Below are 23,694 nucleotides of genomic sequence, written 5' to 3' on the forward strand. Positions count from 1 at the left end.
GAGGGAAGCCGCGCCGGAACACCCGCTCGGCAGGGACGATTCAGCGACGCGCCACCGCGGGCTCAGCGGCCGAAACTCGCCAGTTTGGCGCGCAGCTGGAGCACCGACTTGGTGTGGATCTGACTCACCCGGCTCTCGGTCACCCCCAGCACATTGCCGATCTCCGCGAGCGTGAGCCCCTCGTAGTAGTAGAGCGTGACCACGGTCTTCTCCCGGTCGGGCAGCGTGTTGATCGCCCGCGCCAGGAACCTCCGCAGCTCCCGGTCCTCGGCGACCTCGACCGGATTGTCGGCCGCGGTGTCCTCCAGCGTGTCCATCAGACTCAGCCGGTCGCCGCCCTCGCCGCCGACATGCAGCAACTCCTCCAGAGCCACCACGTTGGCCAGCGACAACTGACTGAACACCGCGTGGAGTTCCTCCACCCCGATGCCCATCTCGGAGGCCACCTCGCCCTCCGACGGGGTCCGTCGCAACCGCGCCTCCAGCGTCGCGTACGCCCGCTCCACATTGCGCGCCTTCTGCCGCACCGAGCGCGGGATCCAGTCCAGCGCCCGCAGTTCGTCGATCATCGCGCCCCGGATCCGGGTGATCGCGTACGTCTCGAACTTGATCTCCCGCTCGATGTCGAACTTCTCGATCGCGTCGATCAGCCCGAACACCCCCGACGACACGAAGTCCGCCTGCTCGACATTGGCCGGCAGACCCACACTCACCCGCCCCGCGACGTACTTCACCAACGGCGAATAGTGCAGGATCAACTGCTCCCGCAGCCGCTCGTCACCCGTCGCCTTGTACGACCGCCACAGTTCGTCGAGCGTCGAGGGAGCGGGCGGGCGCACGCTGCCGCCGTCGCGGGCGGCTGGCGGGATCGCCGCCCGGTCGGACCCGGAGGTGTGCTGGGGCATTCGTCGCCTTGTGCCGTTCTGCCGTGAACTGGGGGTACCTGGGTGACCTGTCGGTCTGATGTCGAGATTGCCGGTCTGAGCCGGAATCCTCGTGAGCGTAGCGTGACTGGAGAGTCGCAGTGCGCGAAGAACGGGGGATCACCCTCGCGCAGAGGCGTTCCCCTCGGCGTCCCCCCGCGCCATGGCGGTCGCGCTGCGTGACCGCCGGGCGACGCCAACTGCGGGAATTCCCAAGGGTGTCGGCGTTCGCCCGGACGGCCGAACACGCTCGGTCAGCGCCGTCCCCGATCATCGCGGACGGAGATCATCGCCTGGCGTGTCAACTTCCAGCCGTCGCCGTGTCGTTCGACGAAACCAAGTGCTCGGAGTTCGTACAGTCTCCCGACCGCGTCGTCCTCGGTGGTGCCCGCGCCCCGGGCGATCTCCTGTGCCACGGCCAGGCCGCGTGCCGGCAGGACGGCCAGCACCCGCCCGGCGCCCGGGTCCAGCAGGTCGCGCGGCAGCACAGGCCCGCGCCGGTCGGGGGCGAGCTCGCCCATGTCCCCCACCAGTTCGGCGACGTCCGCCGCGTCGGAGACCAGGACCGCCTCCCCGCGCAGCAGTTCGTGCACCCCCGCCGACAGCCCGCTCGTGGCGGGGCCCGGCACCCCCATCGTGAACCGCCCGAGCCGCTCCGCCGCCCGAGCCGTGACCAGTGCGCCACTGCGATACGCCGCCTCGACGACCACGGTCCCCCGGGTGAGCGCCGCGATGACTCTGTTCCTGAGGATGAATCTGCTCGCCGTCGGATGGTCACCGGGTGGCAACTCCCCCACCACCAGCCCCTGTTTCGCGATCCTGGTGATCAGCTGGGTGTGCCCGCGCGGGTAGGGCCGGTCGACGCCGCAGGCCAGCACGGCGACGGTGGCGCCGCCCGCGCCGAGGGCGCCCCGGTGCGCGGCACCGTCCACGCCGTACGCACCGCCCGACACCACCACCCAGCCCCGCTCCGCGAGCCCCGCGCCGAGGGTGGCCGCCATGTGGGCGCCGTATTCGGTGCAGGCCCGCGCCCCGACGACGGCGACGGACCGCAGCGCCCATATCCGCAGACTGGGGTGCCCCCGCAGCCACAGCCCGGTGGGCCGGGCGTCCCCCAGATCGTCGAGCTGCGCGGGCCACTCCGGCTCACCGGGGCAGATGAAGCGCACCCCTGCGTCCCGCGCCCTGGCGAGGTCCCGCTCGGGGTCGGCCCGCTCGGCCCGGGCCCGTAACCCCGCCCATCGCTTGTCCGTCACCCCTCGCGGTTGCTCACCGTCCCCGACCAGCCGCCGGACCGCCTCCGCGGCCCCGACCTCGCGGAGCCAGCGCCCGCAGACCTCGTCCCCCGGTTCGACGACGCGGGTGAGAAGGGCCCGGTGCAGCCGCTCGTCATCCTGGCTCACGACAGCGCGCCGATCGCCATCGGCACCCCGCGCGGGACCCCGGTGCGCAGTTGCAGCGCGAGGGCGACGTCCGTCGCATCCGGCCTGTCGTGCCCGACGAGGTCGGCGACGGTCCAGGCGACACGCAGTACGCGGTCGAGGCCGCGGGCGGTCAGGACGCCTCGCTCCAGATTCCGCTCCGCCTCGTCCATCGCGCCCGCCGACGCGTACCACCGGCTGCGCAGATCCCGCCCGGGCACTTCGCTGTTCGTCCGCCAAGGGGTGCCCGTCAGACGGGCGGTGGCCCGCTCTCTGGCGGCCCACACCCGGGCGGCGACCGTCTCGGTGGTCTCGCCGCGCGCGCCGCGCTCGGTCAGCTGGGAGCGTGTGACCCGGTCCACTTCGACTCTCAGGTCGACCCGGTCCAGCAGCGGCCCGGAGAGCCGGGCCTGATAGCGGCGGATCACAGAAGGCGGGCACTCGCAGAAATCGTCCCTCAGCGAGAAGCGGCCGCACGGGCAGGGATTCGCGGCGAGGACCATCAGGAACCTCGCCGGAAACCGCACGACACCCGCGCTGCGCGCGATCACCACATGCCCTGCTTCCAGGGGCTGGCGCAGCGCGTCCAGGGCTTGGCTGCTGAATTCCGGTGTCTCGTCCAGGAAGAGCACTCCCCGGTGGGCGAGCGACACCGCGCCCGGTCGTGCGATGCCCTGGCCGCCTCCGACGAGCGCCTGCATGGTCGCCGAGTGGTGCGGGGCGCAGTACGGAGCGGTGTCCACCAGGGGTTTTCCCGGCGGCAGCAGGCCCGCGACCGAGTGGACGGCGGTGACCTCCAGGGATTCGCCCCTGCTGAGCCGCGGCAGGATGGCCGGCAGCCGCTCGGCGAGCATCGTCTTGCCCGCTCCCGGCGGCCCTTCCAGGAACAAGTGGTGCCCGCCCGCCGCGGCGACCTCCACGGCGGTCCGCGCCGAGTGCTGACCGACGACGTCGGCGAGGTCATGACCCTGGTCGTGCTGCGCGGCGCCCATGCCGTGCATGCCGGTGGCCGCGCCCGTGCCGGGCATGCGCAGGCCCGCCATCAGCGGATCCGGGCGGCCCTGCTCGTCCGGGTCCTCCTCGGGCACGGGCTCGTCGGTGAGCACCGCGATCAGCTGGCGCAGACTGCGGACCCCCAGCACAGAGACCCCCGGCACCAGTGAGGCCTCGGCCGCCGCGCACTCGGGCACCACCACCTGCTCGTATCCCGCGTCCGCCGCGGCCAGCACCGCGGGCAGCACGCCGCGCACCGGCCGTACCCGTCCGTCGAGTCCGAGCTCCCCGATCATCACGATGTCGGAGAGCACCCTGGGATCGATCCGCTCCGAGGCACCGAGCACCGCGCAGGCGACAGCAAGATCGAATCCGCTGCCGCCCTTCGGCACCGACGCCGGACTCAGCCCCACCGTGAGCTTCTTCTGGGGCCACGTCGCGCCGGAGTTCACCACCGCCGCCCGAACCCGGTCCTTGCTCTCCGTCAGGCTCTTGTCGGGGAGACCGACCAGGGTGAAGGCCGCGACGCCCGGCTCCAGGTCGGCCTGGACCTCGACCACCACGCCCTCGACGCCGACCAGGGCCACCGAACACGTACGCGCGAATCCCATCAGGCCACCCCCCGCGCGTGCTCGACCACGGGCGCGCCGCGGTCGGGGAGGAGGACGCCGATCAGGTCGATGCGGACGCCGCCGGGTGGTGCCCCGCCGTGTTCCTGGACCCAGCGTTCGGCCAGGCCTCGCAGCCGCTGGGCCTTGACCGGTGTGACGGCCGCCATCGGGTGCTCGAAGGCGCCCGCTTTGCGGGTCTTGACCTCGCAGACGACCAGCGCATCGCCGTCGCGGGCCACGATGTCGATCTCGCCGGTCCTGCCGCTGCGCCAGTTACGCGCCAGGACCGTCATCCCGGTTTCGGTCAGCCGCCGCGCGGCCAGATCCTCGCCGTACTTGCCGAGTGCACTGCGTGCCTTGGATGTACTCATGTCGGCACCACCTCCGGCGCCAACACTGAGGCCACTTCGACCTGCTATTGGATCTTGGTGGACAAGCGAGTGATTGTGGAAAACTCCGTCACCCACACGAGCGGTCGCCGCACGTCATCAGCCGCCCGGCAGCTCCAGATCGCTCTTGTTCAGCTCCTCGATATTCACGTCCTTGAACGTGAGTACCCGTACCTGCTTGACGAAGCGAGCGGGCCGGTACATGTCCCACACCCAGGCGTCCGCCATGGACACCTCGAAAAACACCTCGCCCTGGACCGAGTGCACCTGCATCTCGTAGTCATTGGTGAGGTAGAAGCGCCGTTCGGTCTCGATCACATATTTGAACAGACCGACGACATCGCGGTACTCCCGATAGAGCTTCAGCTCCATCTCGGTCTCGTACTTCTCGAGGTCCTCGGCGCTCATGGCATGTTCCCCTTCAGCCGTGCGTCCCCCTATTGTGCGCCAGCCCCGCGAGCCCCTAGACGATTTCCGTGTCGAGGATCTCGGGTGTGGCCGGGGGACCCTCGTCGAGCACCCTGCGCAGCAGCTCGGCGAGTCTGGTCGGATACACCGTCTCATGTGCCTCGGTCAGTTCCTGGCACGTCCACCAACGCGCTCCGGCGACACTGCGCCGTTCAAGGTCCGTCAGCCCCGCGGCCACCGTGGCCGTCTGGGTCGTACGGGCCAGGTAGTACCACTCGTCCTGGTCCCAACGGCGGCCGGCGAACGGGAAGGAACACACCCGCCGCCACAGCACCGGGCCCAGCTCGACCTCGGTGATTCCGGTCTCCTCCGTGAGCTCCCGCAACGCGGCCTGCTCCCGGGTCTCGTCGCCCTCCAGGCCTCCGCCCGGCGTGAACCACCAGTCGTCGGCGGGATCGTCCGGCTCGTGCCCGTGCAGCAGCAGAATGCGTTCTTCGGGGTCGAGCAGCACCACTCGGGCGACCTTCCGCAGCCCTCCCCGGTACTCGTCCTGCTCATAAGGCACCTCAGCGGGCACCGGCAGGCTCCGTCCGGGACCGGCCGCGCCGGCCCACGAAGCCCGCGATGGGACCGTACGCCGCGCCGCCCAGGACGAGCACCGCACCGGCGATCACCGCGCCGACCATCAGGCGCAGCGGACCGGGCTGGGAGAGGCTGCCCAGCGTCTCCCAGCCGGACGGCCGCTTGAGCATGCCGTTCATGGGCCAGACGACGGCGTCGACCCTGGCGCTCACCGCACCGCGCGACACCGTGCCGCTGGCCGCGTCCGTGAGGTGGGCACTGGAGTCCAGCGAGCCCTGGCGTTCGTCACCGAGCAGGAACAGACGCCCCTCGGGAACCTTCACGGTCGGGATGTTCGTGATCTCGGCCAGGCTGCCCTTGGGCAGATACGATTCGTCGATCTGCTTGCCATTGACGGTCAGCTTGCCGTTGGTGCAGCAGGACACCGTGTCACCGCCGACGGCGACCACCCGCTTGACCACGGCCGCGTTGGTGACCCAGGTCTTGTCGCGGAAGACGACGACGTCGCCGCGCCGTACCTCGCTGCCGTCGATACGCTGCGCCAGCACCCGGTCGCCCGCGTCGATCGTCGGCGTCATCGAACTGGTGGGCACGGTGTAGGGCCGGTAGATCACGGCCCCCCAGGCGAACCCTCCGATGAACAGCACAATGCCCAGCGCGACGGCCAGCCCGGACAGCCTCTGTCCGATCCGGCCGCCCGCCGGGCCCTTGCTCGCGCCACCGCTGCGCGGGGCCGTACGTGTAGTGCTCTCGCCACCCATGGGTCCGCACCTTACCCGGGGGTACGGTGTGCGGTCAGCCCATGGTTTGGATCACGGACACCGTCGGCCACCGGCACCGGAACGCACCCGGCCCACCGGCGCCCGCCGACACCAGCGGACACCCCGTACGACCGAGGGGCCGGCCGCCCGGACGAATCCGAGCCGACCGGCCCCAAGGGGACGATTCAGCGCGCTACTTGGACGCCTTCCGCTTCCGGCGTACCAGCACCAGCGGTACCGCGCCCACGAGCGCCACGGACGCCGGCGAGGTGACCGCGGCCGCCGCCTGGTCGCTCAGGCCGTCCTGGCCGAAGGTGTCCGGGACCGGGAGGGTGCCCCAGCGGTTGATGGGCCAGGCCTTCACGATGGCGCGCCCGACGACCTCGCTCACGGGGACCATGCCGTGGTGCTTGTCCGTCTGGTTGTAGCGCGAGTCCCGTGAGTTCTGACGGTGGTCGCCCATCACCCAGATCATGCCCTTGGGCACCTTGACCTTGAACTGGCCGCCGTCTTCGTCAACGCTGCACGGGGTGTTCCCCGGGTACACGTACGGCTCGTTCAACGCCTTGCCGTTGACGGTCAGCGGGCCGGTGCCCTTGCACTGGATGGTGTCGCCGCCGACGCCGATGACCCGCTTGATGAGGTCCTTCTCCTCGGCGGACGGCATCAGGCCGATCCAGCTGAGCACCGTCTGCAGGGCGTTCGGGTTGGCCGTGGGCTCGCCCCTCAGCCAGCCGTCGGGGTCGTGGAAGACGACCACCTCGCCGCGCTCCGGCTCGGAGCCGAACCACGGGGTCAGCTTGTCGACCAGGACACGGTCGCCCTGCTGGAGGGTGTTCTGCATCGAGTCCGAGGGGATCGAGAACGCCTGCACCAGGAAGGTCTTGATCAGCAGCGCGAGCACCAGGGCGATGCCGATCAGGATCGGCAGCTCCTTCCAGAAGGAGCGCTGCTTCTTCTTCGGGTCCTGCTCGGTGCGCTCGGTCGTAGCGCTGCCGTCCGCGGACTCACTCCCGGAGCCTGAGGCGCCCTCTACGGCCGGGGCAGCCGCATCGTCGGGCCGCTCCGGCTGCCCTTCGGGACCATCGTGTCCGGACCGTGCGCCGACCGCCACATCCCCCACATCCACTCCTCACTCCGTGCCGCCGCCCGCGCCGTATTCGGCGCAGGCCCACCACTCCCATAACGAGCGGGAGTTCCGCAGGAGTCGGGAGCGGGATCAATCCATCTGGATCCGCTGAGGCCACCCTATGCGACGCGCCGAGAGCGGACGTCGACCCTGCGGGCGCGTCGGCGACGGTCGCGTAAGTGCCCGGTTCCTTCAGGCGGATCCAGTGACCGACGGGCCAGGCGATGACCATGGCCCGGCCGACGACGGACTTCTCGGAGACGGTGCCGCTGAACTTGTCGGTGCGGTGGTAGCGGGAGTCGGCGGAGTTGCCCCGGTGGTCACCCAGCACGAACAGACGGCCCTCGGGCACCTTCACCTCGAAGGCGAAGGCCGACGGCTTGTCACCGGCGTAGATGTAGGGCTCGGTCAGCGGCGTGCCGTTGACGGTCACCCGGCCCTGTGTGTCACAGCACTTGACCGTGTCCCCGCCGACGCCGACGACCCGCTTGATGAGGTCCTTCTCGTTGTCGGACGGCAGCAGGCCGATGAAGGTCAGCCCTTCCTTGACCTGCTTGACGACGACGGGGTCGCTCTTCTTCTTGGTCTCCTCGGCGGTGAGCCAGCCCCCGGGGTCCTTGAAGACGACGACGTCACCGCGCTGCGGCTTGGAGCCGAACCAGGGCGTGAGCTTGTCGACCAGGACGCGGTCGCCGATCTGGATCGTGTTCTCCATCGAGCCCGACGGGATCACGAAGGCCTGGACGAGGAAGGTCTTGAGGACCAGGGCTATCAGTACGGCGACGCCGACGAGGAGCGGTATCTCCTTGACCGTCGAGCGTCGCCTGCGCCGCTTGATCTTGCGGGCGAGCTTGCGCCGCTCGACGCGGCTGGGCCGGGCCGCGCCCCCGGAGGCGCGTCGGGTGCCGGTGGGCAGCAGGTTGTCGGCCGCGCTGCTGGAGACCCCGCGCGGTTTGCCACGGTTACCCATGGACACCGTCCGCGGCGGGCACGCGCGCGTAGACGTCGGGACGCGTCAGCCGGGTCCAGTGGCCGGCGGGCCAGGCGATCCAGTCGGCTCTGCCGATGACGTCGGAGACGGGGATCATGCCTCCGCCGGGCGAGCCCAGGTGGTCGCGGGAGTCGCTGGAGTCGCCGCGGTGGTCACCGAGGACGAAGAGGGTGCCGTCGGGCACGACGACGTCGAAGGGCACCTCGGACGGGCTGTCCCCCGGATACAGAAACGTCGACTCGTCGACCGACCGGCCGTTCACTTCGAGCCTCCCTTCCTTGTCGCAGCAGACCACGTGATCTCCCCCTACACCGACGACGCGCTTGATGTAGTCGGCGTTCCCGAAATAGCCGGTGCCGTCGAACACAACGACATCGCCCCGCTGCGGCTCAGCATCGAAACGGTACGCCAACTTATTTACGAGAACGCGGTCCCCGATCCTCAATCCCGACTCCATGGAGCCGCTGGGAATTTGGAACGGCTGCATCACGAACCTGCTGACGAGGAGCAGAAAAACCAGGCATACCAGCACGGTCAGGGTGATCCGCCCGCCCGGGAGCCAGTCGGCGGCCCTGTCGACCAACGCAAAACGCGACCGACCCTCCTGCCCCTCTGTGTCCGAGATCTCCTCGGATTCGGAAGGGCGGGAGGAGCGGTCGCGCTCCACGGGCTGTGCTTCGGTGTCCATCGGGGCCAGATGTTATCCGGCCCCGCTTTGAACGACCGCGCGAGCTCAGTTGTCGCGCTTCTCCTTGATCTTCGCGGCCTTGCCGCGCAGGTCACGCAGGTAGTACAGCTTCGCGCGACGCACGTCACCACGGGTGACGAGCTCGATCTTCTCGACGATCGGGGTGTGCACCGGGAAGGTGCGCTCGACGCCGACCGAGAAGGAGACCTTGCGGACCGTGAAGGTCTCGCGGACACCGGCGCCCTGGCGACGGATGACTACGCCCTTGAACTGCTGCACACGGGAGCGGTTGCCCTCGATGACGCGGACGTGGACGTTGACGGTGTCACCCGGGCGGAAGGCCGGGATGTCGCTGCGCAGCGACGCGCTGTCGACGGAGTCGAGCAGGTGAGACATTTCGTCTGCTTTCTTCGCTGATGCCACAGGTCATCAACGGGAGATAGTTTTCCAAGAGGGTGCTGTCGTGTCGGGGCGGGCGTCGTGTCCCCCTGTGGCAGGGGCGCGCGCCGGACGACGTACAACAGCGGTCTATTCTTCCACGGCCTCTGGCCTGCGCCAAAATCGACCATGGGGCGCCCCCTCCGGATCCGGGGCCCAGCCCAGGATCGAGAGCATCTCGCGGTCCTTCTTGTCGAAGGCCGAGGGCTCGCAGCGCTCGATGAGGTCGGGCCGGTTCGCCGCCGTACGGCGCAGGGCCTCGTCGCGGCGCCAGCGGGCGATCTTCCCGTGGTGGCCGCTGAGCAGTACGTCGGGGATCCCGCGGCCGCGCCACGCCGGGGGCTTGGTGTAGACGGGCCCCTCCAGGAGGTTGGCCATGGCCCCGGGAGCGAACGAGTCGTCCCTGTGGGACTCGGCGTTGCCGAGGACACCCGGCAGCAGCCGCGCCACGGCCTCCGTGACGACGAGTACGGCGGCCTCACCGCCGGCGAGTACGTAGTCGCCGATGGACACCTCGTAGACCGGCATCCGGGTGGCGTACTCGTCGATGACGCGGCGGTCGATGCCCTCGTAGCGCGCCGGCGTGAAGACCAGCCAGGGGCGCTCGGAGAGCTCGACGGCGAGTTCCTGGGTGAAGGGGCGCCCGCTGGGTGTGGGGACCACCAGGACGGGCCCGTGGGAGCCCGTCTCGTAGCCGTCGGCCAGGAGGGAGTCCAGGGCGTCGCCCCAGGGGTCGGTCTTCATGACCATGCCGGGGCCGCCGCCGTACGGGGTGTCGTCGACCGTGTTGTGGCGGTCGTACGTCCACTCCCGAAGATCATGCACGTGCACATTCAGCTGTCCACGCGCGCGTGCCTTGCCGACCAGCGAGACGTTCAGGGGTTCCAGGTACTCGGGGAAGATCGTGACGACGTCGAGCCGCATTACGCCTCGTCCTCGTCCCGGGAAGAGTCGATCTCGGCCCGGTCGTCGATCAGACCCGGCGGCGGGTCGATGACGGCCCGCTGCTCCTCCAGGTCGATCTCGGTGACGATCTCCTCCACGAAGGGGATCAGCACCTCGGTCCCGTCCGGCCGCTCGACCACGAAGAGGTCCTGCGAGGGCAGGTGCGAGATCTCGGTGATCCGCCCGACCTCGGTGCCGTCGACCGTGACGACGTCCAGGTCCATCAGCTGGTGGTCGTAGTACTCGTCCGGGTCCTCGGGCTTCTCGTCCGGGTCGACCTCGGCGATCAGCAGGGTGTTGCGCAGGGCCTCGGCGGCGTTGCGGTCGCGTACGCCTTCGAAGCGCAGCAGCAGACGGCCGCTGTGCACCCGGCCGGTCTCGATGGTCAGCGGACCGGTGGAGGCGGGGTCGGTGGCCAGGACGGCGCCGGGCCCGAGCCTGAGTTCCGGCTCGTCGGTGCGTACCTCGACGGTGACCTCGCCCTTGATGCCGTGGGCGCGGCCGACGCGAGCGACTACCAGCTGCACTGTGCTTGATCTCCTGTCGTGTGCCTACGACGTTGCTTCGTGGACGACTACGGGCCTTTGTAGTGGACGACTACGGCCTTCGTAGACGACTACGGGCCGGGGACGGCTCGTAAGCCCTCCCCGGCCCGAGCCGGTGCTGCCTGTTACGTCAGCGGACGTGGTCCACGTCGACGAGGTCGACGCGGACACCGCGGCCGCCGATGGCGCCCACGACGGTGCGCAGAGCGCGCGCGGTGCGGCCGTTGCGGCCGATCACCTTGCCGAGGTCGTCGGGGTGAACCCGGACCTCGAGAACGCGCCCGCGGCGCAGGTCACGCGAGGCGACCTGCACATCGTCGGGGTTGTCGACGATGCCCTTCACGAGGTGCTCGAGAGCCTCCTCGAGCATGCTCAGGCCTCGGTCGACTCGGACTCGGCGGCAGCCTCGTCCTTCTTCTCAGCCTTCTTCTTCTGGGTGATGGCCTCACCCTTGCCCTCGTCGTCGCCACCAAGGGCGTCGAACAGCGGGCGCGCGGCCTTCGGAGCGGCCACGAGCAGCGGAGCCGGGGCGGGCAGGCCCTTGAACTTCTGCCAGTCGCCGGTCAGCTTCAGGATCGCGAGAACGGGCTCGGTCGGCTGCGCGCCGACACCCAGCCAGTACTGCGCGCGGTCCGAGTCGACCTCGATGCGCGAGGGGTTCTGTACCGGGTGGTACAGGCCGATCTCCTCGATGGCCCGGCCGTCACGGCGGGTACGGGAGTCGGCGACGACGATGCGGTAGTGAGGCGAACGGATCTTGCCCAGACGCTTCAGCTTGATCTTGACTGCCACGGAAGTGGTGTCTCCTGGTCTTGACGTGGTTGGGCACGGCGAGATGGCCGCGTGGGGTTGCGGTACCCGAGTGCCCGATGGACGCGTCAGCCGGAGGAGAGAGGGGTCCTATGCGGCTGTCGAGTACAGCTAGCCATTGTGCCACATCCTGGCGGGTCGCCTTCACCCGGCAGAGTGCGCCTGCCCATGCCTCATGGGCACCCGGCGCCGGCCCCCGGGCGTCCGTCGCGCCGCCCGGCGCTCACAAGGTGCCGCTGAGTACGGCTGCCACGAGCAGCCGTACTCTCAGCTCGCGCCCGCGCCGACGACCTCCGGGATCCGGAACGGCTTTCCGCACCCCCCGCACACGATCGGCGCCTGCGCCAGGACCGACGGCACGACGCGGACATTGCGCCCGCAGTCGCAGACGGCCTTGACGCGGACGCCTCCTCCGGAGGAGCCGTGGCGCGCGGCCGGGCCGCGGAAGGAGCGGGCGGTGTCGGCGGCGGTGGCGGCCGAGTGGGCCTTCAACGCGCGCTGCAGCCGCTCGATGGTCGGCCGATAGCGCCGCTTCGCCTCGGGGTTGAGCGTGACCAGGGAGAAGCCACTGCTGGGATGCGGCTCCTCGGGGTGGTCGAGGCCCAGCTCCTCGGCGATCGCGAGGAATCTGCGGTTGTGATAGCGGCCGGCGCGCGAGGTGTCGCGGACTCCGCGGGCGGCGGCGATGCCGTGGACTGCCTCATGAAGCAGTCGCTCGAAAGAGAGTTCGTGCCCGCAGGCGGACGACGACTCTCCGATCAGGGACTCTGGCGCGGCAAGATCGGGCAGTTCGGGGTGGTGCCGCTGAATGTCGGCCCACGCCCCTGCCAGCTCTGCGGCGAGAACAGGTGGTGTCGTGCTCACGTAATGACAACGAGCCGGGGTGCCTCTGTGTTCCTATTCCGGGGCATCCCAAATAATTTGCACGTACCCGTCAGTTGCCGCTGATGCGTCCTGACGAGGGCGGGTGCGCTGATCTGCGGAGAAGCCTCACAGCTCATACCAAGGCGGTACGTAGGGACACGTACGCCCCGGCGCGTAGACGATGTCCGCGCGCCGGGGCACCTGTGGTCATCAGATGCGCAAGAGGCGTTTCGGCCGCCCTGAGGGCTACTCAGTAAGCGCGCGCGACGACGGCGACGTTACCGGGTGCGTCGTCGGCGTCGGGTACCGACCCGTCCTCGGCGACCAGACACCGTACGGTCACGGAGTGCTCGGCCAGCTTGGCCTCGCCCTCTTCGCCGAGGTCGGCCCAGGGAAGGCGCGCCCAGCCGCCGGCGGTGGCCGCCTCGACGGCCTCCTCGATCGTCGACACGTCCGACGTACGGGACTCGCGGCGCTCGCGCGACTGCTTCAGAAGCAGCGCCTGGTCCTCTTCGAGGACAGTGGGAAGCAGTCCGGCCAGAGCGTCGATGGCGACGGGCTCCTTGCCCCCGGGGATGCGGCGGGCGAGCATCGCGGTGCCGTTCTCCAGGTCACGGGGGCCGACCTCGATGCGTACGGGTACGCCCTTGAGCTCCCAGTCGACGGCGCGGCGCCCGAAGGGGGTGTCCGTACGGTCGTCCACCTGGACCCGTACACCCGCCGCCTTCAGTTGATCGCCGATTTCGCGGACCTTGGCCAGAACCGCATCGTCGCCCTTGATCGCGAGGACCACGGCCTGTACGGGGGCGAGCCGGGGTGGCACCCGCAACCCATTGTCATCGCCGTGCGACATGATCAGGCCACCCACCATGCGGGTCGACGTCCCCCAGGAGGTCTGCCAGACGAGCTCCTGCTTGCCGTCCTTGGACAGGTACTGGGTGTGGAAGGCCTTGGCGAAGTTCTGCCCGAGCTCATGGCTGGTGCCCATCTGGAGGGCCTTGCCGTCACCCATCATGCCTTCGAGCGTGAGGGTGTTGATGGCGCCGGCGAACCGCTCGCTCGGGGTCTTGCGGCCGAGCACCACGTCGATGCCGAGGACATTCACCATGAAGTCCTCGTACACCTCCTTGTGGATGTACGCGGCGTAGTCCCGGGCGTCCTCGTACGTGGCGTGGGCGGTGTGACCCTCCTGCCAGAGGAATTCAGTCGTACGGAGGAACACGCGCGGGCGCATCTCCCAACGGACCACGTTCGCCCACTGGTTGATCAGCAGCGGCAGATCGCGGTAGCTCTGCACCCACTTGGAGAAGGAGGCGTTGATGATCATCTCGGAGGTGGGGCGGACGACGACCGGCTCCTCCAGCTCCTTGCCGCCGCCGTGCGTGACGACCGCGAGCTCGGGGGCGAAGCCCTCGATGTGCTCGGCCTCCTTCGCCAGATACGACTGCGGGATGAAGAGCGGGAAGTACGCGTTCTGGGCGCCTGCCTCCTTGATGCGGGCGTCCATCTCCTGCTGCATCCGCTCCCACAGCCCGTACCCGTACGGCCTGATGACCATGGTGCCGCGCACCGGCCCGTTGTCGGCCAGCTCGGCCTTGTTGATCAGGTCCTGGTACCAGCGCGGGAAATCGTCAGCCTGGGGCGTGAGAACAGGTGCCTTTGCCATGCGGCGATCGTACGGGCCCACGTTGCCGGAATGTGAATTCTCGCGGCGCGCACAGGGAGCGCACAAGCAGGGCGCCGCAACCCCTGGACGCCACGTCGAGCGCGGAGTTACCTGACATACGGGGGGAGTGCGCACGCACTGCACGGGGGCCAGGGAAACGGGGCACAGCGGCAACTCTCGGCGGATTGGGGCGCTTTCGATGACACCTACGCTCGTGCGGCAGCAGCTACCTCACTCGGGGGCGGCGCCCCGGGTGGATCAGTCTGCACGCGCGCGTGACTGGGCCGAGATCCAGGAGCGGATGCTGGTACCGCTCTACGAGGCCGTCTACGAGCGACTCGAAGTGGGCGGCGGGACGCGGCTGCTCGGCCTCGGCTGCGGGTCGGGGCTCGCCCTCCTGATGGCGGCCGCACGTGGCGCGGCGGTCACTGGTGTCGACTGCTCCGCGCCCGAGCGGCTGGCCCTCGCGCGGGAACGGTTGCTGCCGGCCGCATGGGGCAGGCGTGCGCGTGCGGACACCCGGCTCGTGGACGGGTCCCCCGCAGATGCGGCCGTCGTGGGGGCGCCGGCGTACAACCTGATGACCGCGTTCGAGCCGATCGGCTGTGTGGCCCGGGACTCGGACCGGCTGGCGGAACTCCTTGACGCGGCTGCGCCGCTGGCCGAGCGGGGCGCGTCTGTCGTGCTGGTCGGGTGGGGGCCGCCCGAACGTTGCGCCACGTCCGCCGTGTTGCGGGTCGCCACCAAGTTGGCGGATCCGCTGCGGGGGGCGGGGAGTTGGCGGGCCGCCCGCCGTGACGACCTGGAGGAGGTCGCCCACCGGGCAGGGCTGCGCCCTGACGGGTCGGGGCGGGTCGCTTGTCCGTTCGGGTACGCCGATGTCGACAGTGCGGTGCGAGGCTTGTTGTCGACGGGCTTCTTCGACCCGGCGGTCGACGCCACGGACGAGGCCCAGGTCGACAAGGAACTCCGGGAAGCCCTTCACCCTCATCTGCGCCGCGACGGCACCGTGTGGATGCCCAACATCTTCCGGTACCTGATCGCCCGCACCCGCTGAGCCACGGGTAGTTCGCCCCCGCCGCCCCTACCCGTCCCATCCCTGGGGGCTGCGCCCCCAGACCCCCCTAAAAGATTGCGCAGTTCCCCGCGCCCCTTTCAGGGGCGCGGGGAACTGCGCGAACGGCCCCCACCGGCCCGCAGCCGACACACAACCGAACGGGGTTGAAGGGGCAGCGCCCCTGGGGATGGGACGGGTAGGGGCGGCGGGGGCGAGGAACCTCTCTACACCGACCGTTTGACGCCCGCGATCCGGTACGCGTCCGCTTCGTCCAGCGTCTCGTTCGCCAGGAGCGCCTCCGCCAGCGCGTCCAGCTGCCCCCGGTGATCGCGGAGCTTCTCGCAGGCCTCCTCGTAGCACTCGTCGACGATGCGCCGCATCTCGTGGTCGATCGAGTCGAGCGTCGCCGGGGCGGCGGAAAGCCCGTAGGCCTGCTGCGCATCGCTGGGCAGAGCCGAAAGCCGGCCGACGCGTTCGCTCATGCCCCAGCGGGCGACCATGCCGCGCACGATGTTGGTGACCTGTTCGAGGTCGTTCTCGGAGCCGGTCGTGACGACCGCGTAGACGACGTGCTCGGCGGCCATGCCTCCCAGGGCGCCGATGATGCGCCCGCGAAGGTACTCCTCCGTGTACGCGTACCGGTCCGCGTCCGGAGTGGAGAGCGTGACGCCGAGGGCACGCCCGCGCGGCACGATGGTGATCTTGCGGACCGGGTCGGCGCCCGGCTGCAGCATGCCGAGGAGGGCGTGACCGCTCTCGTGGTAGGCCGTGCGGCGGCGTTCGTCCTCGGGCATGACCAGGGAGCGTTCGGCTCCCAGCTGCACCTTTTCCAGCGCCTCGGAGAGGTCCGTCTGCGTCACCTGGTGCTGCTTGCGCTTGACGGCGAGGAGGGCGGCCTCGTTGGCGAGGTTGGCGAGTTCCGCACCGGTCATGCCGGGAGTCGTACGGGCCACCTGCGCGAGGTTCACTTCGGAGGACAGCGGGATTTCGCGGGTGTGGATCTCCAGGATCGCCTCGCGGCCGCCTCGGTCGGGCGGCGAGACGCTGACGACGCGGTCGAAGCGGCCGGGGCGGGTGAGCGCGGGGTCCAGGACGTCGGCCCGGTTGGTCGCCGCGATGACGATCACGCCCTCCGAGCCCGAGAAGCCGTCCATCTCGGTCAGGATCTGGTTCAGCGTCTGCTCGCGCTCGTCGTGGCCGCCCATGCCGGCGCCGCCGCCCCTGGCCCGCCCGATCGTGTCGATCTCGTCGATGAAGATGATGGAGGGGGCCACCTTGCGGGCCTCGGCGAAGAGCTCGCGGACCCGGGACGCGCCGACGCCCACGATCATCTCGATGAACTCGGAGGCGGAGGCCGAGAAGAACGGCACGCCCGCCTCGCCCGCGACCGCCCGCGCGAGCAGCGTCTTTCCCGTGCCGGGCGGGCCCGACAGGAGCACGCCGCGCGGCATCTTCGCACCCATCCTGCGGTAGGCGTCCGGGTTCTTGAGGAAGTCCACGACGTCGTTCAGTTCGCCCGCGACCTCGTCGATCCCGGCCACGTCCGCGAAGGTCGTGCGCTTGCCGCCCGGCACCAGTTCGACCGGTTTCGGCGGCGCCTTGCGGCCGAGCATGCCGCCCGCGCCGCCGAGCCCCGTACGCATCCGCCGGGCGATGAAGACCCACAGGACGACCAGCAGAAGCATCGGGGCGAGCGAGAGCAGCACGTTGTAGAGGGTGCTGCGCTGTTGGACCACAGGTGAGGCAGTCACCGTGACGTTGTGCTTGTCCAGGTTCTCCCACAGCTTGTCGTCCGCGAAGGACGGACGCTGGGTCTTGAACTTGGTGTACTTCCCGTCGCCTCCCGGGTTCTCCTGGGCGCTCTTGAGCTGGCCCTGGATGGCGTCACCCTTGGAGTAGATCTTGGTGACGTTGCCGTCGTCGACCTGCTTGCTGAACTCCGTGTACGAGATCGTCGGCTCGTTGCCCTCGTTGAAGAAGGACAGCACCAGGTTCGCGACGAGGAACACGATCAGGGCGGCGACGGCCAGGCTCCACCAGCCGCCGGGCATCCTCCGCCTGCCGGAAGGCGGCGATGTCGGCTCGGGCGGAGTGCCCTCGGTACGCCACGGCTGGTCCGGGTCCTTGCGTGGCGGCGCAGGGTTGCTCATATTCGGACGTTACGACATGAAACGCACACCAGCACCCGCACAGAACGCGTTGGGGGCGCCCCTCCGGCGAGGGGCGCCCCCAAAGTCGTACGACGACATCAGTGACGTACGCGAACGCGGTCCTGTACGAGAAGAACCGTCAGCCCATGAACTTCTTGAACTCGTCCGGCAGCTCGAAGTCCTGGCCGCCCTGCTGCGGCAGACCGAAGGCGTTGCCGCCCTGGGCGCCGGCCTCGCGGCGCTGGGCCTCTTCGATCTCCTGCTGCTTGCGCTTCATCGGGTTGCCGGAGCGCTGCTTGCCCTTGGCCTGCTTGGTCTTCTTCTTGGTGCGGCCGGGGCCGCCGCCCATGCCCGGCATCCCGGGCATCCCCGGCATTCCGCCGCCCTGGGCCATGCGGGACATCATCTTGCGGGCCTCGAAGAAGCGCTCGACCAGGCCCTTGACGGCGCTGACCTCGACGCCGGAGCCCTTGGCGATACGGGCGCGGCGCGAGCCGTTGATGATCGTCGCGTCCTGGCGCTCGGCCGGGGTCATCGACTTGATGATGGCGGCCGTACGGTCGACGTCCCGCTCGTCCAGGTTGTTGATCTGGTCCTTGATCTGGCCCATGCCCGGGAGCATGCCGAGCAGCTTGCTGATGCTGCCCATCTTCCGGACCTGCTCCATCTGGGCCAGGAAGTCGTCCAGGGTGAAGTCCTGGCCCTTCTTGGACGCCAGCTTGGAGGCCATCTTCTCGGCCTCTTCTTGGCTGAACGTCTTCTCCGCCTGCTCGATCAGGGTGAGGAGGTCACCCATGTCGAGGATGCGGGAGGCCATCCGGTCCGGGTGGAAGGCGTCGAAGTCGTCGAGCTTCTCACCGTTCGACGCGAACATGATCGGCTTGCCGGTGACCGAGGCGATCGACAGGGCCGCACCACCACGGGCGTCACCGTCGAGCTTGGAGAGCACCACGCCGTCGAAGCCGACACCGTCGCGGAAGGCCTCGGCGGTGTTGACCGCGTCCTGGCCGATCATCGCGTCGACGACGAAGAGGATCTCGTCCGGGGAGATGACGTCGCGGATGTCCGCGGCCTGCTGCATCATCTCCTGGTCGATGCCCAGGCGGCCGGCGGTGTCCACGATCACGATGTCGTGGACCTTGGTCTTCGCGAACTCCATGGAGTCCTTGGCGACCTTGACCGGGTCGCCGACGCCGTTGCCCGGCTCGGGGGCGTAGACGGCCACGCCGGCGCGCTCGGCGACGACGCTGAGCTGGTTCACGGCGTTCGGGCGCTGGAGGTCCGCGGCGACCAGCAGCGGCGAGTGGCCCTGGTCCTTGAGCCACTTGCCGAGCTTTCCGGCGAGCGTGGTCTTACCAGCACCCTGAAGACCCGCGAGCATGATCACGGTGGGCGGGTTCTTGGCGAACCTGAGGCGGCGGGTCTCGCCGCCGAGGATCGTGACGAGCTCATCGTTCACGATCTTCAGGACCTGCTGGGCCGGGTTCAGCGCCTTGGAGACGTCCGAACCGAGCGCGCGCTCCTTGACGTTCTTGATGAAGGTCCGCACGACCGGCAGGGCCACGTCGGCTTCGAGGAGCGCGATACGGATCTCGCGTGCGGTGGCGTCGATGTCAGCTTCGGACAGCCGGCCCTTGCCCCGCAGGTTCTTGAACGTGGCTGAGAGGCGATCGGAGAGAGTATCGAACACGGCGCTCGTCGGTCCTCAGGGGTCGGGGGCGAAGGGAATCGCCCTCCAGGGTATCTGGCCGGGTGCGGTGGGGTCTCCACCGCGTTCGTACGAGACCGGGAGAAGCCCCGGCAACAGGCTGGGGGCGCACGCCGAATCCCGTACACGGGGCGCTTTGAATCCCGTACGCGGGGCGCCCGCGATCCCTTGCGCGCCGGGGGCTCACGCCCTCAGCGTCTCCTCCAGCGCACGCGCCACGGAGGCCGCCTCCTCCCCCGGCAGGGGCGCGCCCTTCGTGCCCGTCACGTAGAAGGCGTCCACGGCGTTCGCGCCGAGCGTGGAGACGTGCATGCTGCGCACCCGGACGTTCGCGTCCTCCAGGGCCCGCCCGATGCGGTGCAGCAGGCCGGGGGCGTCGTGGGCGCGGACCTCGATGACCGTGGCGTGGCGGGAGGCGGCCGAGGCGACCGTCACACGCGGCGGCGGCGCGATCGTCCCGCGGCGGCGCGGGTAGGCGGCGTCCCGTTCGGCGAGACGGGCCGTGATGTCGAGCGAGCCGTCGAGGGCGCGGACGAGGTCGGCGCGCAGCCGGGCGGCCTGCGGCAGGGACCCGTACTCGGCGGCGACCCGCCAGTTGAGCAGCAGCACCGATCCTTCGACGCCGTCGGGCAGGTCCAGGGCGCGCAGCTCGGCGGTGCGGACGGTCAGCCGGTGCATGGCGAGGACGCCCGCGACCGCGGGGAGCACGCCGGGCTGGTCGGGCACGGCGATGAGGAGCTCGACACCCAGCGGCTCGGGGTCGTCCGACGTGGGGCCGGCGTCGGCGTCGACCGATTCGGTCTGGGCGCGCAGCGCCAGTACGGGACCGCCGGTCCGGAACGCCTCGATCGCGAGCCGCTCCTGCTCGGCCGTGGGCGCCACGTCCTCGGGCTCCTCGGGGGCGTCCCCGGCGAGCACGGCCGAGACCCGCTTGACCAGGTCGGCGACGAGGGAGCCGCGCCAGGAGGACCACGCGGCGGGCCCGGTGGCCAGCGCGTCCGCCTCGGTCAGTGCGTGCAGCAGTTCGAGGGTGCCCTGCGAGCCGACGGCCTCGGCGACCGAGCGGACGGTGGCCGGGTCCTCCAGGTCGCGCCGGGTCGCCGTGTCGATGAGCAGCAGATGGTGCCGCACGAGGGTGGCGAGCACCGCCACGTCCGCGCGGTCGAAGCCGATCCGGGCGGCCACGTCCCGCGCGATGATCTCGCCGGCGACGGAGTGGTCGCCGGGCCAGCCCTTGCCGATGTCGTGCAGCAGGGAGGCGACGAGGAGCAGGTCGGGGCGGCCCACGCGGCGGGCCAGTTCGGAGGCGCGGACGGCCGTCTCGATGAGGTGGCGGTCGACGGTCCAGATGTGCACGGCGTTGCGCTGCGGGCGGCAGCGGACCCGCTCCCAGTCGGGAAGCAGCCGGGTGATCAGGCCCTCGGCCTCCAGCGCCTCCCAGACCTCGATGGTCGGGCGACCCGAGCCGAGGAGCGTGACGAGCTGCTCGCGCGCCTCGGCGGGCCAGGGCGTGGGCAGGGGGCGCGCGGCCGCGGCCATGCGCCGTACGGCGTGCAGGGACAGCGGGAGCCCCGCCTGTGCCGCAGCGGCTGCGGCGCGGAGCGGGAGTACGTGATCGCGCTCGGGGCGCGCGGCGCGTGCGAGCACCACCTCGCCGTCCATCTCGACCACGCCCTCGGCGAGCGGTGAGCGCTCCGCGGCGGGCTTGGCGCCGCCGCCCAGCATGGCGCGCAGGCGCGGACGCACGGCGCGCGAACGCAACACGCGCCCCACCTCGCGCCATGTCACATCACTGGCGTACGAGACGACACGCGCCGCCTCGTACACCTGGCGCAGCAGCGTGTCGGCGTCCAGCAGACCCAGTTCCGCGGCGACCTGGTCCTGCTCCTGGAGCGAGAGACGGTCGGTGGCGCGTCCGGTGGTGAGATGCAGCGCGTCACGGACGTCCAGAAGACGTCGTCGCGCGTCGGCGAGGCCCTCGCGGGGCGCGTCCGCGAGCCAGGAGGCGGCGACGGCGCGCAGGGCGGTGGCGTCGCGCAACCCGCCGCGCGCCTCCTTCAGGTCCGGCTCGAGGAGGTACTGGAGCTCGCCCTGGCGCTCGGCGCGCTCGGCGCACAGCTCCTGGAGTTCGGGGAGACGTTTCGGCGCCTGGTTGCGCCAGTCGGCGAGGACGGCCGTACGCAATCCGGCGGTGAGGCCGAGGTCGCCCGCGAGATGCCGGGCGTCCAGCAGGCCGAGCTGCACCTTGAGGTCCTCGCCGGCGGTCTTGCGGGCCTCGGCGGGCGTACGGACGGAGTGGTCGAGGGCCAGGCCCAGGTCCCAGACGGGGTACCAGATGCGGTCGGCGAGGGCGGCGACCGCGCCGGAGTCGCTGCCGTCGTGCAGGAGCAGCAGGTCGAGGTCGCTGCGCGGGGAGAGTTCACCGCGGCCGTAGCCGCCGACGGCGACGAGGGAGACGCCGCGCAGCCCTTCGGAGCCGGCCGTGAACAGGCCGGTCAGCCAGTCGTCGGTCAGTTCGGCGAGGGCAGCACGGCGCGGCGGCCCGGACCGCGCCCCCTCTTGGAGGAGGCGCAGCCGGGCCGCCGCGTAGCCGCTGGGTCCCGAGTCCTCTGCTTCCGTACGCATGTCCGTACTCGTCACCCAGCGACTCCTGTCTTTCTTCTTCTTTTGAGCGGGTCCGGTTAGAGCGCGTCCGGGCCGCGCTCGCCGGTCCGGACCCGGACGGCCGTCTCGACCGGGATGGACCACACCTTGCCGTCACCGATCTTGCCGGTGCGGGCCGCCTTCACGACGACGTCGATCAGCTGTTCGGCGTCGTCGTCCTCGGCCAGCACCTCGATGCGGATCTTGGGGACCAGGTCGACCGTGTACTCGGCCCCACGGTAGACCTCGGTGTGTCCCCGCTGCCGACCGTAGCCGCTGGCCTCGGTGACCGTCAGACCGTGTACCCCGAAGGCCTGCAGGGCCTCCTTGATCTCGTCGAGCCGGTGGGGCTTCACGACGGCGGTGATGAGCTTCATGCGTCCACCTTCTTCGTCTCAGCGTCCGCGAGGGCCGGGACGGCCGTGCGGGCCGCGCCGCCGCCGGCGCCGCTGAAGTCGTATGCGGTCTCGGCGTGCTCCGCCTGGTCGATGCCCGCGATCTCCTCGTCCTCGGTGACCCGCATACCGATCGTCTTGTCGATCAGGAAGGCGAGGATCGCGGAGGCGACGAGGGAGTAGGCGAGGACGGCGAAGACACCGGCGCACTGCTTCCACAGCTGGTCGAACGAGTGGTCGCCGTAGAAGACGCCCGTCGCGGTCGACTGGCCCTTGCCACTGGCGAAGAAGCCGATGAGCAGGGAGCCGATGACACCGCCGACGAGGTGGACGCCGACGACGTCGAGGGAGTCGTCGTAGCCGAACTTGTACTTCAGGCCGACGGCCATGGCGCACACGACACCGGCGATGACGCCGACGGCGATCGCGCCGAGCGGGGAGACCGCACCACCGGACGGGGTGATGGCGACCAGACCGGCGACCGCGCCGGAGGCGGCACCCAGAGTGGTGAACGCGCCGTGGCGGATCTTCTCGTAGGCGAGCCAGGCGAGCATCGCAGCGGCGGTGGCGATCTGCGTGTTGACGAACATCAGCGCGCCGACACCGTCGTCGTTGCCGAGCCACGAGCCGGCGTTGAAGCCGAACCAGCCGAACCACAGCAGACCGCAGCCGAGCATGACCAGCGGGAGGCTGTGCGGGCGCATCGGGTCCTTCTTGAAACCGACGCGCTTGCCGATGACCAGGATCACACCGAGCGCCGCGGCACCCGCGTTGATGTGGACCGCCGTACCACCGGCGAAGTCGATCACGCCGAGGTCGAAGGCCCAGCCGCCGGTGCCCCAGACCCAGTGGGCGACCGGGAAGTAGACGACCGTGGCCCACAGCGCGATGAACAGCGACCACGCCGTGAACTTCACGCGGTCCGCGAGGGCGCCGCTTATCAGGGCCGGCGTGATGATCGCGAACATCAGCTGGAAGACCATGAAGACGAAGACCGGGATGGTGTACCCGGGCCACAGCTCGGTCAGACCGATGTTGCTGAGGCCGACCCAGTCCGACGTCCAGCCGATGATCGAGCCATGGTCGGTGCCGAAGGCGAGGGAGAAGCCGTACAGCACCCACAGGATGGTGATGATCCCCATGCTGATGAAGCTCATCATCAGCATGTTGAGGGTGCTCTTGACGCGGACCATGCCTCCGTAGAAGAAGGCCAGACCGGGCGTCATGATGAGCACCAGGGCGGAACAGATGAGCATGAACCCTGTGTTGGCGGCAGACAGCTTGGGTGCCTCTGCGGCAAGGGTGATGGCTGGTGCCATCGGCGTCTCCTCGTCGTTGGTACGGCCCCGTGCGGGCGAAGCCTTGAGTGGGCGTGAGGGGTGGGCCGGTTATGCGCCATGAGATTGGCGCAGCGCGGTTTCCGTCGAAGCCCCTCGATGTTTCGCCGCAGTGACGAAGGCACCTTGCGTGTTACGCGTCCATGAACTGCCTGATACCGGGCCGGGCGATCGTTATCGTGGCGCAACCTTCTTCGAAGGCAATGAAACCGGCCACGGTCGGTCGTCCGATGACCTGGC

General features: G+C 70.0%; 23 protein-coding genes. 1 reads left to right on the forward strand and 22 read right to left on the reverse strand.

From position 1 onward, the window contains the following. Positions 1 to 62: 62 nt before the first annotated feature. The 17 genes from whiG to proS all read right to left on the reverse strand — a co-directional run bounded on the left by whiG (position 63) and on the right by proS (position 14,164). A complete protein-coding gene (gene whiG, locus OIC96_RS13565; RefSeq protein WP_330307583.1) occupies positions 63 to 905 on the reverse strand; it encodes an RNA polymerase sigma factor WhiG in 843 nt (280 codons plus the stop codon). 272 nt (positions 906 to 1,177) lie between these two features. Then, on the reverse strand, positions 1,178 to 2,326 hold the full coding sequence (gene dprA, locus OIC96_RS13570; RefSeq protein WP_330307582.1) for a DNA-processing protein DprA: 1,149 nt from the start codon (positions 2,324 to 2,326) through the stop codon (positions 1,178 to 1,180). Then, positions 2,323 to 3,948, reverse strand: a complete 1,626-nt coding sequence (locus tag OIC96_RS13575) for a YifB family Mg chelatase-like AAA ATPase (RefSeq protein WP_330307581.1) — start codon at positions 3,946 to 3,948, stop codon at positions 2,323 to 2,325. The genes dprA and OIC96_RS13575 overlap by 4 nt, the downstream gene beginning before the upstream one ends. Further along, entirely contained in the window at positions 3,948 to 4,319 is a 372-nt protein-coding gene (locus OIC96_RS13580; RefSeq protein ID WP_327432036.1) for a YraN family protein, read from the reverse strand. Before OIC96_RS13580 ends, OIC96_RS13575 begins: the two co-directional genes overlap by 1 nt. Before the next feature lie 117 nt (positions 4,320 to 4,436). Further along, complete coding sequence (locus tag OIC96_RS13585; protein ID WP_003965949.1) at positions 4,437 to 4,745, reverse strand: DUF2469 domain-containing protein; 309 nt, start codon at positions 4,743 to 4,745, stop codon at positions 4,437 to 4,439. 55 nt (positions 4,746 to 4,800) lie between these two features. After that, entirely contained in the window at positions 4,801 to 5,322 is a 522-nt protein-coding gene (locus tag OIC96_RS13590; protein WP_330307580.1) for an NUDIX hydrolase, read from the reverse strand. Further along, entirely contained in the window at positions 5,312 to 6,088 is a 777-nt protein-coding gene (gene lepB, locus OIC96_RS13595; protein WP_330307579.1) for a signal peptidase I, read from the reverse strand. The genes OIC96_RS13590 and lepB (OIC96_RS13595) overlap by 11 nt, the downstream gene beginning before the upstream one ends. Positions 6,089 to 6,281: 193 nt before the next feature. Then, positions 6,282 to 7,211: a signal peptidase I gene (gene lepB, locus OIC96_RS13600; RefSeq protein ID WP_330307578.1), complete on the reverse strand. Its 930-nt coding sequence runs from the start codon at positions 7,209 to 7,211 to the stop codon at positions 6,282 to 6,284. Next, positions 7,096 to 8,187: a signal peptidase I gene (gene lepB, locus OIC96_RS13605; protein ID WP_330307577.1), complete on the reverse strand. Its 1,092-nt coding sequence runs from the start codon at positions 8,185 to 8,187 to the stop codon at positions 7,096 to 7,098. The genes lepB (OIC96_RS13600) and lepB (OIC96_RS13605) overlap by 116 nt, the downstream gene beginning before the upstream one ends. Further along, on the reverse strand, positions 8,180 to 8,896 hold the full coding sequence (gene lepB / locus OIC96_RS13610; protein ID WP_330307576.1) for a signal peptidase I: 717 nt from the start codon (positions 8,894 to 8,896) through the stop codon (positions 8,180 to 8,182). Before lepB (OIC96_RS13610) ends, lepB (OIC96_RS13605) begins: the two co-directional genes overlap by 8 nt. Before the next feature lie 45 nt (positions 8,897 to 8,941). Beyond that, positions 8,942 to 9,292, reverse strand: a complete 351-nt coding sequence (rplS, locus tag OIC96_RS13615) for a 50S ribosomal protein L19 (RefSeq protein WP_054235359.1) — start codon at positions 9,290 to 9,292, stop codon at positions 8,942 to 8,944. A 132-nt stretch (positions 9,293 to 9,424) separates the two neighbouring features. After that, complete coding sequence (gene trmD / locus OIC96_RS13620; protein ID WP_330307575.1) at positions 9,425 to 10,258, reverse strand: tRNA (guanosine(37)-N1)-methyltransferase TrmD; 834 nt, start codon at positions 10,256 to 10,258, stop codon at positions 9,425 to 9,427. Next, a complete protein-coding gene (gene rimM, locus OIC96_RS13625) occupies positions 10,258 to 10,806 on the reverse strand; it encodes a ribosome maturation factor RimM (RefSeq protein ID WP_330307574.1) in 549 nt (182 codons plus the stop codon). The genes trmD and rimM overlap by 1 nt, the downstream gene beginning before the upstream one ends. A 148-nt stretch (positions 10,807 to 10,954) precedes the next feature. Beyond that, complete coding sequence (locus OIC96_RS13630; protein WP_005479813.1) at positions 10,955 to 11,194, reverse strand: RNA-binding protein; 240 nt, start codon at positions 11,192 to 11,194, stop codon at positions 10,955 to 10,957. A gap of 2 nt (positions 11,195 to 11,196) precedes the next feature. Further along, on the reverse strand, positions 11,197 to 11,616 hold the full coding sequence (gene rpsP, locus OIC96_RS13635) for a 30S ribosomal protein S16 (protein WP_330307573.1): 420 nt from the start codon (positions 11,614 to 11,616) through the stop codon (positions 11,197 to 11,199). 285 nt (positions 11,617 to 11,901) lie between these two features. Then, positions 11,902 to 12,498, reverse strand: a complete 597-nt coding sequence (locus OIC96_RS13640; protein WP_327432027.1) for a hypothetical protein — start codon at positions 12,496 to 12,498, stop codon at positions 11,902 to 11,904. A gap of 250 nt (positions 12,499 to 12,748) precedes the next feature. Continuing rightward, positions 12,749 to 14,164, reverse strand: a complete 1,416-nt coding sequence (gene proS / locus OIC96_RS13645; RefSeq protein WP_330307572.1) for a proline--tRNA ligase — start codon at positions 14,162 to 14,164, stop codon at positions 12,749 to 12,751. A 199-nt stretch (positions 14,165 to 14,363) separates the two neighbouring features. Here proS and OIC96_RS13650 point away from each other — a divergent pair, with 199 nt between their 5' ends. Then, entirely contained in the window at positions 14,364 to 15,221 is an 858-nt protein-coding gene (locus tag OIC96_RS13650) for an SAM-dependent methyltransferase (RefSeq protein ID WP_330307571.1), read from the forward strand. A gap of 224 nt (positions 15,222 to 15,445) precedes the next feature. Here the strand turns inward: OIC96_RS13650 and ftsH are convergent, their stop codons facing one another. The 5 genes from ftsH to OIC96_RS13675 form a co-directional block, all read right to left on the reverse strand. Then, complete coding sequence (gene ftsH, locus OIC96_RS13655) at positions 15,446 to 17,371, reverse strand: ATP-dependent zinc metalloprotease FtsH (RefSeq protein ID WP_330307570.1); 1,926 nt, start codon at positions 17,369 to 17,371, stop codon at positions 15,446 to 15,448. Positions 17,372 to 17,510: 139 nt separating this feature from the next. Continuing rightward, positions 17,511 to 19,061 (reverse strand): signal recognition particle protein, encoded by a 1,551-nt coding sequence (gene ffh, locus OIC96_RS13660; protein WP_330307569.1) that lies wholly within the window; start codon positions 19,059 to 19,061, stop codon positions 17,511 to 17,513. Between the two features lie 201 nt (positions 19,062 to 19,262). Beyond that, positions 19,263 to 21,719 (reverse strand): [protein-PII] uridylyltransferase, encoded by a 2,457-nt coding sequence (locus OIC96_RS13665; RefSeq protein ID WP_330307568.1) that lies wholly within the window; start codon positions 21,717 to 21,719, stop codon positions 19,263 to 19,265. A gap of 41 nt (positions 21,720 to 21,760) precedes the next feature. Further along, entirely contained in the window at positions 21,761 to 22,099 is a 339-nt protein-coding gene (locus OIC96_RS13670; protein WP_054235369.1) for a P-II family nitrogen regulator, read from the reverse strand. Next, complete coding sequence (locus OIC96_RS13675; protein ID WP_330307567.1) at positions 22,096 to 23,436, reverse strand: ammonium transporter; 1,341 nt, start codon at positions 23,434 to 23,436, stop codon at positions 22,096 to 22,098. The genes OIC96_RS13670 and OIC96_RS13675 overlap by 4 nt, the downstream gene beginning before the upstream one ends. Positions 23,437 to 23,694 lie beyond the last annotated feature (258 nt).

The organism is Streptomyces sp. NBC_00775, from assembly GCF_036347135.1.
GTDB lineage: Bacteria > Actinomycetota > Actinomycetes > Streptomycetales > Streptomycetaceae > Streptomyces > Streptomyces lutosisoli.